This window comes from Nostoc sp. UIC 10630 (genome assembly GCF_010747425.1).
In the GTDB taxonomy this organism is placed as follows: domain Bacteria; phylum Cyanobacteriota; class Cyanobacteriia; order Cyanobacteriales; family Nostocaceae; genus Nostoc.
The window spans coordinates 1-13,471 of record NZ_JAAGOG010000010.1 but is presented as its reverse complement, the minus strand read 5'-3'; the positions used below and the strand labels follow the sequence as shown (position 1 = coordinate 13,471).

Here is a 13,471-nt window from a genome sequence, read left to right as displayed (position 1 = left end):
TTAAATTCTTTGTAGAGACGGCGATTTATCGCGTCTCTGTAATATTGCGATTTTCCTCTCAATGCATAACGCTTTTAATTTTTCGGTAATCTGGAGGACAGTAATAGCACAATTTTACTAAATCTGTATAACTTGATTCTAAATGAGGTATCGTTCAGAGTTAAGATTACACAATTGCGTTGAATTGTGGTTAAAGCTACAAAAATTGTTAAAACAACTAACTAATACCGTATTTCCAGCCTCAGTCTTCCGACTAGAGAGTGGTTTAACTTTTATTCATCAAGAGATTCCCACTACTCCTGTAGTTGTGGCTGATGTTTGGGTGCGTGCTGGAGCAAGCCTAGAGCCAAAACCGTGGTTTGGGATGGCGCACTTTTTAGAACACATGATTTTTAAAGGTACGGCAACACTTCCCCCTGGAATGTTCGATTCCAAAGTTGAAAACCGGGGCGGCGTAAGTAATGCGGCGACAAGTTATGATTATGCTAATTATTCACTCACCACAGCGGCCCCTTATTTAAAGGATACTTTGCCCTATTTGGGCGAATTACTGCTCAATGCGGCAATTCCAGAAGACGAATTTAGCCGCGAACGGGACGTGGTGCTAGAGGAAATTCGCTCTTGTCAGGACGATTCCGACTGGATAGGATTTCAAGCTCTGATTCAAAGCATCTATCCACATCACCCTTACGGGCGTTCGGTGTTAGGTACTGAGCAAGAACTGATGCAGCAGTCTCCAGAAGCAATGCGCTGTTTTCACCATGCCCACTATCAACCGGAAAATATGACAGTGGTAATTGCTGGGGGTATAGCCCAGCAACCAGCTTGGGAATTAGTAAATCGTTCATTTAGTGATTTTGCCGAACGCTCGAATTGTCCGCAGTTTGAGAAAGTCACAAAGCCAGCGATAACAGGAATTCACCGTCAAGAACTGTGTTTACCACGCATAGAGCAAGCACGATTGCTGATGGCCTGGTTGGTACCAGGAGTAGAAGAAATTCGCACTAGCTATGGTCTAGATTTATTGTCCGTGTTATTGGCAGAAGGGCGAACTTCGCGTTTAGTGCGTGATTTGCGAGAAGATTTGCAATTGGTACAAGGAATTCATAGTAGTTTTTCTCTACAACGGGAATCAAGTTTATTTACAATTACTGCCTGGTTGGAACCAGAAAATCTGGAAGAAGTTGAGTCTTTAATTTGCGCTCATTTGGATAATTTGCAGACTGAAGGAATTAGCGAACAAGAACTTGCTCGTACACGCAGGTTGCTATGTAATGAGTATGCGTTTTCTACCGAAACACCAAATCAACTGACAGGGCTTTATGGATATTACAATACCATCGCCCAAGCTGAATTAGCTGTGACATATCCCCAGCAGATTCAGTCTTTTGATGCTCAAGAACTACAAAAATTAGCTAAACAATATCTCTCACCGCAGAACTATGCGGTTACTGTACTTAAACCGTGTTAGTGATTTGGGAATTGGGAATAGGGCATGGGGCATTGGGCAAATGACAAAGGACAAATGACAAATGACAAATGACAAAGGACAAATGACAACTTTGCTGCAAAAATCGCCTATCCATCGCACCGTATTGAATAATGGCATTGTCGTGCTGGCAGCAGAAAACCCTGCTGCGGATATTATTGCTGCACGAATTTTTGTGCGTGCCGGTAGTTGTAATGAAAACCGGGAGCAAGCAGGGTTAGCGCATTTGCTATCAGCAGTGATGACAAAGGGATGCGATGGACTTTCTAGTTTGGAAATTGCTGAAAAAGTCGAGTCTGTAGGAGCAAGTTTGAGTGCGGATACTGGCACTGATTATTTTTTGCTATCTTTCAAGACGGTAACATCAGATTTTGCGGAAATTTTAGCATTGGCAGCGCGGATTTTGCGATCGCCTACTTTTCCTGAAACTCAAGTGGAACTAGAACGGCGTTTAGCACTCCAAGATATTCGTTCGCAAAAAGAGCAACCTTTCAATGTCGCCTTTGAACAAATGCGGCAGGTAATGTACCAAAATCATCCCTACTCTATGTCAGTGCTGGGAGATGAAACCAGTATGAGCAGCTTAACTCGTGCGGATTTGGTAGAGTATCATCAAACTTATTTCCGTCCAGATAATGTAGTAATTAGTATTGCTGGTAGAGTCACACCCACAGATGCAACAGCGTTGGTGGAAGAAGTTTTTACTGATTGGCAAGCGCCAGCCCAAGCACTGCCAATACTGAATTTACCTGAAATTAAAGTGGAACCGCAGGTAAAGGTTAAGCCAGTACAGACACAACAATCAATCGTGATGCTCGGTTATTTGGGAACATCGGTAAGTTCTGTTGACTACGCCGCCCTGAAGTTGCTGTGTACCTACTTGGGAAATGGGCTTTCTAGTCGCTTGTTTGTCGAATTGCGCGAAAAACGCGGTTTAGCTTATGAAGTATCCGCCTTTTACTCCACAAGGCTATTTCCAGCCTCATTTGTAGTTTACATGGGTACAGCACCGGAGAATACCAGCATTGCCCTAGAGGGACTGCATACAGAAGTAGATTTATTGTCTACCGCCGAAGTCTCTGAAAGCGCCCTGCAAGCTGCGAAAAATAAGATTCTGGGGCAGTACGCCTTGGGTAAACAAACCAACGGGCAAATTGCTCAGATATACGGCTGGTATGAAATTTTGGGCTTAGGAATTGATTTTGACACCAAATTTCAAGAATTGATTGCGGCTGTGAGTGCCAAAGATGCGATCGCTGCTGCAAGTAAGTATTTACAATCACCTTATTTGTCTTTAGTTGGTCAAGAAGAAGCAATTAATCGAGCGATCGCGTAAATAGCCCGTCCGAGACATCGTAAATAGAGCAGCTGTTTTTTAGACCAAGCGGCTGTACCATTAGCATGAGAATATTCTGGGAGTAAATTCCATGCAAAGCAGCCTGACAGCAAGTATTTTGAGTTACTTAAAATTACTAGACCCCACTGTAAATCGCTGTGGAATGGAAAAACGGCAAAAAAGTTGGTGGACAAAGAGGTCTAAATCTTTCTCAGCCATTGAAATACTCTTGTTATCCGCAACGCCTCTGCTTATTGCCTCAACGCCTTTAACATCAATAGCAGCGCCACAAAAAATTGCCCAAATAAATCCTGGAGATAGCATCAGCCGCCCTAATCTCAAAGTTGGTAGCCAAGGCGAACGCGTATCTGAACTTCAGGCGGCTCTGAAACTTTTGGGTTTTTACTCTGGTGCAGTAGATGGTATTTATAGTGAGAATACGGCCAGTGCTGTTGCCCGTTTTAAACAAGCAGCTGGCTTGAATCCAGATGGCGTTGTTGATGCCAGCACTTGGCAAAGACTTTTCCCTAATCAACCAGTAGCAACATCAACCATCCCTTCATCCCAGCCAAGATTTAACTCAGCTACGAATTTTCCTGTTCCAACCCAGGCTAGCAGCCTCACCAACGTTGCAAATCCTAACCCCAACCCCCCAAGACAAGCTGTAACACAAGTTGCGACTAGCCCTGAGCCAAGACCTACTACCCCAAAAAAAGCTGCAACACAAGTTGCAACTAGCTCTGAGCCAAGACCTGCTACCCCAAAAAAAGCTGTAACACAAGTTGCGACTAGCCCTGAGCCAAGACCTGCTACCCCAAGAAAAGGTACAACTTCAAACACACAAAAAACGCCAAATCGTACTACATCCACTGCTAGAACTCAGTCAGCTACACGGACTGGGCAAACTACTCGAACTCAGAAAAACACAACTACTCAGCGAACTCCTGGTATTCAATACACCTCTGAAGGATTGCCAATTTTACGTATAGGATTACGTGGTTCTGAAGTTGTTAAGTTGCAACAACAACTGAAAAAGCTTGGTTTCTTGAAAGGCGATGCCGATGGAGACTTTGGTGAGACAACCGAGGCTGCTGTGCAAGCAGCACAAAAGCGCTATGGTTTAGAAGCTGACGGTGTAGTTGGCGGCTCTACCTGGGAGGTTCTTTTGCGGCGTTAGTCTGACTAGGGAGCATAGCCAGCGTCTCTTTTGCCTGTGCGGGCAAGATGCTCCGAAGTTCTGATAACTTATTTCTTTTTTGGAAGTCCCCAAAGTACAGAGGTTTTTCAACTTTAATAAACCTCTGTAGCAATATTGTTCAGTTACGCAAAGGAAGAGCAGGAATAAATGCTTAACTGAACTGTATTGACCTCTGTAGGGGTTTTGCGCTTCACAGCATTTTTTATCAAAACAGAATTCAGGAGTCAGAATATCCAACTGAATTCTGACTCCTGAATTCTTCTTTATGAATTTAATCCGGTACATCCTGCAATACGATAAAGATACACCGATTAGAAATATCTCTCTATGCCAGGACAGAAAAATTACATTACTTTTGGGCTGACAAAAGATAATGGCAACTTTATGAGTCAAGCAGAAAGACACCTGATAGTGTTACAAATCACAGCTGGCAACAGTGAAATTAATTAAACTTACTGCTAATTCCTCTAAAAAAACTTATGCAACACTTTTTATTAACTTGGCTCGGTACTGCGGTGGCGTTATTTCTTACTGCTAATATCGTTCCGGGATTCTTTATCAAGAATTTTGTGGTTGCCTTAGTTGCTGCCCTGGTTATTGGTCTGGTTAACGCATTTATTAGACCAATTTTGCAAATTTTGACCTTTCCGATTACCTTACTCACCTTTGGTTTATTTACATTGGTTATCAATGCTTTAACACTTTGGTTGGCAAGTGCCTTAACCCCTGGTTCTGGTTTTGAGATTCAGGGTTTTTTACCTGCTTTGTTAGGTTCAATCGTGCTAGCTATTGTTTCTAGCATAATTAACTATTTGTTGAGAGTTGTTGACTAGAAAAATTAGTTAATTTTTGTAATACTCATAATATTTGAGGCTTGGGCAACAGCTAACGTTACAGCTCCTGGTTGCCCTTGTAGCTGGAAAATTTGTTTAGGAACTAACAACGTCACTCCCAATGCTTCTGTGCTGGTAAAGGGGGGAGCAGTCAACAACGAGGCTTGAGTCGCTGCAAGAATAGCAGCTGCCTCTGCTACGCTAGGTGTACCTATTTTGTGGTCAGTAATTGTGGCAGGGTTGGGGACACAGACAGAGCAAAGAATTTCCGCAGAAAAGGTTTTTAGAGGTAGATTGCGTAGGTGGCAAAGTTCTACTAAACCAACTTCCAAGGCTTTAGTGTCAATGGTGGCAATCCCTGCGATCGCACTTTGAAAAAGTTGATTTTCTCGAAAGGCTTCTTCAATAGCCCAATCAATCAACTGCCGTGAGGTTCCCCGCTTACAACCGATTCCTACCCAGAAAACCTGTTGCACTTGGTGTATTTCCTTAATTCAATTCTTCAAGATTTGGTGTTGGCTTATAGGAAGCGATCACACTTTGGCGATCGCTTCACCCAATTATCGAAAAACGCAAACTTTCCCTACACTAAATATCCCGTTTTTCAAGTAGAAGCTTTCACCGCCACTTCTGCTTGGGAGTGCAATAACAAACCGTATTCCAAGCCCTCCACCACCGCTTGATAGGAAGCCTCCAAAATATTGGTGGAAACCCCTACAGTCGTCCAGCGTTGACGACCATTGCCTGATTCTACTAACACACGGGTTTTTGCCGCAGTGCCCGTATGTCCGTTGAGAATCCGCACTTTGTAATCCGTCAAATCAAAGGTTGCTATTTGGGGATAAAAGTTCACCAAAGCCTTGCGTAAAGCCGCATCTAAGGCAGCAACGGGGCCATTACCTTCTGCCGCCTCCAGAATATTTTTGCCGTCAACAGCGATTTTGACTGTAGCTAGGGCGTTACTAGTTTCTTTCCCCTCAATCAAGTCACAGTGGACTTGAAAACCTTTGACTTCAAAAAACTTCTGGCGACCTCCCAAAGCTTCGTGCATCAGTAGTGCAAAACTGGCCTCTGCTGCTTCAAATTGAAATCCTTCACTCTCCAAATCTTTGAGACGTTGGAGAATTTGCTTGGCTTCTGCCTTAAGCTTTTCGAGGTCAATCCCAAAACTGCGGGCTTTGGCTAGAACATTACTGAGTCCAGACTGTTCAGAAATCACAATGCGGCGATGATTCCCGACTTGTTCCGGCTGAATGTGTTCGTAAGTCAGGGGATTACGTTCTACTGCTGATACATGAATACCGCCCTTGTGGGCAAAAGCCGAAAGTCCCACAAAGGGAGCGTGTTCATCTGGCGCGAGGTTGACGACTTCACTAACAAAACGACTAGCTTCTGTAAGTTGTGTTAGCTGGTCTTCTGTGATACAACTGTAACCCAGCTTCAGTTGTAAATTGGGAATTAACGAACAGAGGTTAGCATTACCGCAACGTTCACCGTAACCATTAATTGTGCCCTGTACCATCTTTGCCCCTGCCATGACTGCGGCTATTGCATTAGCAACCGCCATTTCTGAATCGTTATGAGTATGAATTCCAATTTGAGGAATTGGGGATTGGGGATTAGGGATTAGGGATTGGGAAGAGTCTTTCCCCATTCCCCATTTCCCATTCCCCATTGCCCATTCCCCAGTCATCCTTACCACATCTTGCACAATTTGGCTAATTTCATGAGGTAAAGTGCCGCCATTGGTATCACAGAGGACTAGCCATTCAGCACCAGATGCGATCGCAGCCTCTAATGTTTGTAAAGCATAATCTGGATTGTGCTTGTAACCATCAAACCAATGTTCGGCATCGTAGATAATGCGACGACCTTGAGAACGGAGGTACTCAATGGTGTCACGAATCATCGCCAAATTTTCTTCTAATGTCGTTTTGAGGCTAGTTGTGACATGTAAATCCCAAGACTTACCAAAAATCGTTACCCAGCGAGTTCCCGCAGCCAAAATATCCTGTAGCATCGGTTCGGTTGCGGCAGTGGAGTTAGGCCGTCGAGTCGAACAAAAAGCCACAATTTCAGCAAGTTTTAGCGGATCTTCTTGGAGTTGCCAGAAAAATTGTACATCTTTGGGATTAGCACCAGGCCAACCGCCTTCAATGAAGGGAACTCCCAGTTGATCGAGTCTCTTGGCAATGCGTAACTTATCTTCTATCGATACAGATAGCCCCTCGCGCTGAGTGCCATCCCGTAATGTAGTGTCATAGAGCCAAAGTTGAGGTGAGGAATTTGTGGTCATAAAACTGGGACCGACGAGACAACTTTCGAGGCAATGTGTCAATATACAACAAAAAGCCAGTTTGGCAATTTAAAAATGCCTAAAGTACTAGCTGAAGGTAAAACAATTCAGTGCGTAAGCGGAAGCAATCTCCGAACAATTTTGCTGCAAAATGGTATTCACCTCTACAATGACGGTGCTAAGGTAATAAACTGTCGGGGCATTGGCAGTTGCGGAACCTGTGCGGTTAAGGTAGAGGGCGAAGTATCAGCAGCGAATTGGCGCGATCGAGCCCGGCGTTCGCTTCCTCCCCATTCTCCTACAACAGACTTGCGTTTAGCCTGCCAAACTCAGGTTTTAGGCGATGTGAAAGTGACAAAGTTTGATGGATTTTGGGGACAAGGTTCTCGAATAGTGTGGACACCAAAAGGTTAAAAAGGAGTAAGACAAGATGGGTAGATGGACACCCCTAATTTTAATGGCTGGAGGTTTGGCCATTCTGCTTGGTACATTACTAGGCATTAATTTTCCTATGGGCGTGCAAAGTGCTAACGCTCCCAGTGGTAAAGCAGCAAAAGTTCTGCCAGCTAATATCAATGTTAATAGCAGTGCTGGCAGCAAAAATGAAGAAACTGCAACGGAAGGAAACGAAACAACCGAAACAACCGAAACAAACGAAAACAGACGTAGTATTGTAGCCCCAAGACCTGACAACAGAAGCAGCGTTGCTCAGAACCCTTCTGATGACTCAACATCACCTGCTGACAGTACAACAGACGGCAGTACAGATAGTTCCGAAAACACGCCATCCAGCGATGTCAATCAAGGCAACGAACCAATTCGCGCCTTGTGGTAACGATATATCCGTCTTTAGTTACGAGTTATAAGTTATAAGTTATGAGTTAATTAGTTATGAGTTATTAGTTATGTACTAATGATAAATGGCTAATGATAAATGACTAATGACTAATGACTAGTGAGATCGTAATTATTGGTGGCGGCGTTATTGGTTTAGCGATCGCTATTGAACTAAAAATGCGCGGGACAAACGTCACCGTGCTTTGTCGTGACTTTCAAGCTGCCGCTACCCACGCCGCCGCCGGGATGTTAGCACCAGACGCGGAAAACATCACTAATGAGGCAATGCGTTCATTGTGTTGGCGATCGCGTGCTTTATATCCCGACTGGACAACTAAACTAGAAGAAATAACTGGTTTAAATACTAGCTACCGTGCCTGTGGTATTCTCGCACCCGTCTTTGAAGAGGCGCAAGGGAGCAGGAGGCAGGGGAGCAGAGGGCAAGGGAGCAGGGAGCAGGGGGAAATCTCTCCTTTGCACCCTTCCCAGTGCCCCCCTGCCTCTTCCCCGGCTTACTGGTTAAATAAAGAGGCAATTCATCAATATCAGCCAGGATTGGGAGCAGAGGTAGTTGGTGGCTGGTGGTATCCTGAAGATGCACAAGTTGATAATAAGGCTTTAGCTCAAGTATTGCGGACGGCGGCTGAGTGTGTTGGTGTTGAACTCAAAGACGGTATTACAGTAGAAGCATTTTTACAGCAGCAAGGACAAGTGGTTGGCGTGCAAACCAATGTTGGGATAATTCGCGCCGCGCACTATGTTTTAGCTTCAGGTGCTTGGTCAAATGAGTTATTGCCGCTACCTGTGCTACCCAGAAAAGGACAAATGCTGAGTGTACGGCTACCAGAATTTGCGCCGGAAGTGCCCTTAAAGCGGATTTTGTTTGGGCAGAATATTTACATCGTACCAAGACGCGATCGCCTGATTATCGGGGCAACAAGCGAAGACGTTGGCTTCACCCCCAACAACACCCCAGACGGCATTCAAAAATTATTACAAGCTGCCATCCGGCTGTATCCTCAATTAAGGCATTATCCCATCCAAGAGTTCTGGTGGGGATTTCGCCCAGCCACCCCCGATGAGTTACCCATCCTTGGTACTAGCCACTGTCAAAATTTAACCCTTGCTACAGGTCATTACCGTAACGGAATTCTACTTACACCCATAACAGCCACATTGATTGCCGATTTAATCTTAGAACAAAAGCCCGATCCTCTACTTGCTCATTTTCACTATTCGCGCTTTCAATCTCAGCCATCTACCCCCACTCCAATGCTGACTCACTCTGCCAACTTCTCAAACGGGAATCGTCCTGCTATATCCTCCCTCCCAGTTCAAGACTCGCCGCTAATTATTGCTGGCAAAACCTTTCAATCCCGCTTAATGACGGGAACCGGTAAGTATCGCAGCATCGAAGAAATGCAGCAAAGCGTTGCCGCCAGTGATTGCCAGATTGTCACCGTGGCTGTACGACGGGTACAAACCAAGGCCCCCGGACATGAAGGTTTAGCCGAAGCTTTGGATTGGACAAAAATTTGGATGTTGCCCAATACCGCAGGTTGCCAAACTGCTGAAGAAGCGATTCGGGTGGCGCGTTTGGGGCGAGAAATGGCGAAATTGTTAGGGCAGGAAGATAATAACTTTGTCAAGTTAGAAGTGATACCTGACCTTAAATATTTACTCCCAGATCCAATTGGGACGCTGCAAGCCGCAGAACAACTAGTTAAAGAAGGTTTTGCAGTGTTGCCTTATATTAACGCTGACCCCATGTTAGCCAAGCGTTTAGAAGAAGTAGGTTGTGCGACGGTAATGCCTTTGGCATCGCCCATTGGTTCTGGACAAGGTCTAAAAACAACCGCCAACATCCAAATCATCATCGAAAATGCGAATGTGCCAGTGGTGGTAGATGCTGGTATTGGTTCACCCTCAGAAGCTGCTCAAGCAATGGAATTGGGAGCAGATGCTTTATTGATTAATAGTGCGATCGCTCTTTCTCGAAACCCAGCAGCAATGGCTCGTGCCATGAATTTAGCAACAGTCGCCGGTCGTTTAGCATACCTTGCTGGCAGGATGCCGATTAAAGATTACGCCAGTCCTAGTTCACCTCTCACGGGGACGATTACTAATTAGGGAATGGGGAATGGGGAATGGGGAGAGGAGTTTTTCCCCTCAGCAAGAGCAGCACCCCACACCTCTGGCTCTTTTCAATGCCCAATACCCAATACCCCAATACTTCTCGGTTAAGGGGAAAAGGGGAAAGGGAAAAGGGAAAGAAAAAACCTTTAACCCTTACCCTTTACCCTTTACCCCAAACCCGATTCCGAGTTAAAAATGCTTAACTGAGAAGTATTGCCCAATTCCCAATTCCCAATAATGTAACGATTTGTCTAGCAGTTTCAGAGCGGATTTAGCATTTATGTAACATTAAATGAAGTATCAAGATAAAGGAATTAATTCATGCCCTATACCAATGAAGAAGGCGGCCTTCTAAATAATTTTGCCCGGGAACCAAAGATTTATCAAGCAGAACCTCCAACACAAGGGCAAAAACGAACTTATCTCATACTAGGAATTGCCGCTACAGCTTTGGTTGTCGGCTTGATTCTAGTCGCCTTCTTCGTTTCTAAGAGCAGTTAATCATAAAATATTTTCAGAAAACTTAATCTTCTTTATCGTTTTTCAGGTTCCGATTTTAAGAGGGGCCTGCTTTTTTATTTTTTGTTAAAATTGAACTAGCCATTTAAAGTATATAATTATACTTTTTATGACTGTTAGAATTGAAGGCTAAATTTATTCTGAACAGCACAACATCCAATACGGTTTGGTTAAAGGGGAAAGGGACTCATGTTTTGAATACATCCTTTACCCCTTACCCTTTACCCAGACCACAAGGAAAGTGAAAAATGCTTATCCGAACCGTATTGACACAACATCTACTTAAAAATAATTTTTATCACAGCAGTTTGCAAATAAGTGAGCTATAAAATATAGAACTCAAAATCGCATATCAAAAATTTCTGCTTCCTACCTCCAGCCTCCAAACCCGTAGCTTTGTACTTCATACAAAAGAAAACTGCTGTATGACTTTAGCCCATTTAGATATACCCAAAACGTTGATATGTACTATGTTTTGGCTTTTTAGCCGCTATGAGCGTGAATGATACTGCACACAACAATAATTCTACTTTGAATCGGCAAGTATACCACCGCCTGAAACTTGCCCTCAGCCTTGGCTTACGACGACAACTTTTTTTAGCAGTATGTGATGATTTACACCTAAGAAATCAAGTAGCAGCTCGCTTGCATTCTACATTGGCTTATCCTGTTGGACAGGTGCTATATCAGTCATCAAATGCCCAAGAAAATAGCACTCCAGCTTATCCGCGATTAGTTACATTGCGTTTAAATTTAAACGAACCCAATCCCATAGTTCAAATAAATCAATGGTTAGCTAATTATCCACCACCAATTGTTGGAGCATCAAAAGATACCCCTGGAAGACCTTTTCCAGTACCAGCATTTCAGATTGTCGGCGTGGAACATCTCACCAAGGAAACAGTAGCAACACAGCGTTTATTTTTACACTATCTCCGCTTAAGTGAGCAATATTTTTCTACACAAGAATCCAGTCGATTCCTAGAATCTAACTTACTGTTGTGGATACCGCGTCCTTGGTTATCTGCCATTAAGCAATCAGCACCACAATTTTGGCGTTGCCGGACTGGTGTATTTGTGTTTGCTGGAGAACCCACACCCGCGACTCAAAATGCAGGCTATCCAGAACGTTTTTCACCTTCCAGAAACTTGGATTTAGGGAATATTGAGCAGTCGGTTTTAGATAAATCAGTTAACCAAGCAGAACTCAAAACCACAACTTCTGAGTTCAAGTTTGAGAATAATTCCGGTTTCCCAGCAGAGATACAAGGGAATGGCATACACAAAACCCCGGAATCTACTAATAGGTCTGGTAGTGGTAAAAATAATCAATCGCTGTTGTCTTTATCTTATGTAAGTAGTGAGTTAACAGAGCTAGTACTCGCAACAATTAACGCAAGTAGTGATAAAAATACTGAAAATTATTTACAACCGCAGCAGATTTTGTTGGAGATTGAAGAATTACACGAAAAGCAAGCTTCAGGGGATGTACTGGCAGAAGCTTATCATCGCTTGGGCACTTTATACCGCCTTCGCATTGAGCAAGGAGAGTCAACCCTAGAAAACCTGATGGTGGCAATTATTGCCTATCAGGAGGCTATTAGCTATGACGAAAGCTCACCACAACTTCCAGATATCTTGAATGATTTGGGTACACTCTACTGGATGCTATACCGTACACCACCCAATTCTGAGGAGGGACAAACTTATATAGAGCAGGCAATAGAATTTTATCAGTTGGCGTTAAAGATGATTTCACCGCATACGCATCGAGAAACTTACGCTCGTGTGCAAAATAATTTGGGGACGGCTTATGGTGATTTAGCTCGTTTTTCTTACCCATCTGAAAATTGGCAGCAGGCAATATTAGCTTACAACGAAGCACTCAGCTACCGTACAGCCGATATGGATTCATTAAAGTATGCAGCTTGCCAGAATAATTTGGGTACTGCTTACTGGCATCTAGGGCAATACAACCAACCGATTGTGCATTTAAAGAAAGCGATCGCAGCTTACAACGAAGCACTCGTATACTACAACCCCGAAGAGGAACCGCTCAAGTATGGCATGATTCAAAACAACATCGGCACTGCCTGTTGGAATCTGGCACAATATGAGCAACCTGCCCAAAATCTCCTACTAGCTATTAATGTCTATAGCAAAGCTCTTAAGTATCGCACTCCAGCTAATGTTCCCAGCGCCTGCGCCGCTACACAAAATAATCTAGGTACTGCCTACTGGCACTTAGCCAACCTTTCTCAGACAACTAAAGAGGCACGTCAAAAGTATTTGCAACTATGTATCAGCGCTTATGAAGAGGCTATAGCTTTGGCTCGCTCACTTAGCGGTACTCCTTTAAGCTTTGATTTACTTGCCTCTTATAATAACTTGGCACTAGCACATTATCAGCTAGTAATAGATAAGTCGTTTAATGGTGACAAAGCAACACATTCTCAACACTTAGAAGTAGCTTTAGACTACCATTTGCAAGCCTTAAACGGATTGAGCAAACAATCAGAGGCTTATCAAACAACCTTCACTTATGTGGTGAAAACTATTCGTGCTTTTCATAATGAATTAGGGATACAGGGACAAACTCTAGCTTTGTCTAAAGTTCCTAGTCAGTTGTTACCAGAGATTTTGTCAAAGTTATAAGGTATTGAGGATTAACTTGATAATTACTCAGAGTATCAATTAAGGTTTTCTGGCCAAGTAGATGTTCTCACTTTTTCGGGTATCTCTATTTCATACTTGAGTTTGGACTAATTGGCATTTAGTAGCAATGATATAGAAGGCAAGAGAAAGTGACCTAATTTCTTTTAGGGGC

General features: G+C 43.6%; 12 protein-coding genes. 10 read left to right on the top strand and 2 right to left on the bottom strand.

Annotated features, from left to right (window positions below; all coding sequences use genetic code 11):
- Window positions 1-205: 205 nt before the first annotated feature.
- The 5 genes from G1O98_RS04765 to G1O98_RS04750 all read left to right on the top strand — a co-directional run bounded on the left by G1O98_RS04765 (window position 206) and on the right by G1O98_RS04750 (window position 4,856).
- Entirely contained in the window at window positions 206-1,471 is a 1,266-nt protein-coding gene (locus G1O98_RS04765) for a pitrilysin family protein (protein WP_243458343.1), read from the top strand.
- Between the two features lie 82 nt (window positions 1,472-1,553).
- Entirely contained in the window at window positions 1,554-2,825 is a 1,272-nt protein-coding gene (locus tag G1O98_RS04760) for a pitrilysin family protein (RefSeq protein ID WP_163927567.1), read from the top strand.
- A gap of 91 nt (window positions 2,826-2,916) precedes the next feature.
- Window positions 2,917-4,002, top strand: coding sequence for a peptidoglycan-binding domain-containing protein (locus G1O98_RS04755; RefSeq protein ID WP_163927522.1), 1,086 nt, complete (start codon window positions 2,917-2,919; stop codon window positions 4,000-4,002).
- A 348-nt stretch (window positions 4,003-4,350) separates the two neighbouring features.
- Window positions 4,351-4,473 carry a hypothetical protein gene (locus tag G1O98_RS40595; RefSeq protein WP_265578516.1) on the top strand — a complete coding sequence of 41 codons (123 nt, stop codon included), beginning with the start codon at window positions 4,351-4,353 and terminating at the stop codon, window positions 4,471-4,473.
- A 29-nt stretch (window positions 4,474-4,502) separates the two neighbouring features.
- Entirely contained in the window at window positions 4,503-4,856 is a 354-nt protein-coding gene (locus tag G1O98_RS04750; protein WP_163927521.1) for a phage holin family protein, read from the top strand.
- A gap of 5 nt (window positions 4,857-4,861) precedes the next feature.
- Here G1O98_RS04750 and G1O98_RS04745 read toward each other — a convergent pair whose 3' ends face one another.
- Together G1O98_RS04745 and cimA are read right to left on the bottom strand one after the other, a co-directional pair.
- Window positions 4,862-5,332 carry a cobalamin biosynthesis protein gene (locus G1O98_RS04745; protein WP_163927520.1) on the bottom strand — a complete coding sequence of 157 codons (471 nt, stop codon included), beginning with the start codon at window positions 5,330-5,332 and terminating at the stop codon, window positions 4,862-4,864.
- Window positions 5,333-5,460: 128 nt separating this feature from the next.
- A complete protein-coding gene (gene cimA / locus G1O98_RS04740; RefSeq protein ID WP_163927519.1) occupies window positions 5,461-7,152 on the bottom strand; it encodes a citramalate synthase in 1,692 nt (563 codons plus the stop codon).
- 75 nt (window positions 7,153-7,227) lie between these two features.
- On the opposite strand from cimA, the gene G1O98_RS04735 reads away from it, so the two are divergent.
- The 5 genes from G1O98_RS04735 (at window position 7,228) to G1O98_RS04715 (ending at window position 13,299) form a co-directional block, all read left to right on the top strand.
- A complete protein-coding gene (locus G1O98_RS04735; RefSeq protein WP_163927518.1) occupies window positions 7,228-7,566 on the top strand; it encodes a 2Fe-2S iron-sulfur cluster-binding protein in 339 nt (112 codons plus the stop codon).
- A 16-nt stretch (window positions 7,567-7,582) separates the two neighbouring features.
- A complete protein-coding gene (locus G1O98_RS04730; protein WP_163927517.1) occupies window positions 7,583-7,987 on the top strand; it encodes a hypothetical protein in 405 nt (134 codons plus the stop codon).
- A 113-nt stretch (window positions 7,988-8,100) separates the two neighbouring features.
- Window positions 8,101-10,119 (top strand): glycine oxidase ThiO, encoded by a 2,019-nt coding sequence (gene thiO, locus G1O98_RS04725; protein ID WP_163927516.1) that lies wholly within the window; start codon window positions 8,101-8,103, stop codon window positions 10,117-10,119.
- A 327-nt stretch (window positions 10,120-10,446) separates the two neighbouring features.
- Window positions 10,447-10,626 carry a ssl1498 family light-harvesting-like protein gene (locus G1O98_RS04720; protein WP_163927515.1) on the top strand — a complete coding sequence of 60 codons (180 nt, stop codon included), beginning with the start codon at window positions 10,447-10,449 and terminating at the stop codon, window positions 10,624-10,626.
- Between the two features lie 510 nt (window positions 10,627-11,136).
- Entirely contained in the window at window positions 11,137-13,299 is a 2,163-nt protein-coding gene (locus G1O98_RS04715; protein ID WP_163927514.1) for a tetratricopeptide repeat protein, read from the top strand.
- The last annotated feature ends 172 nt before the right edge of the window (window positions 13,300-13,471 follow it).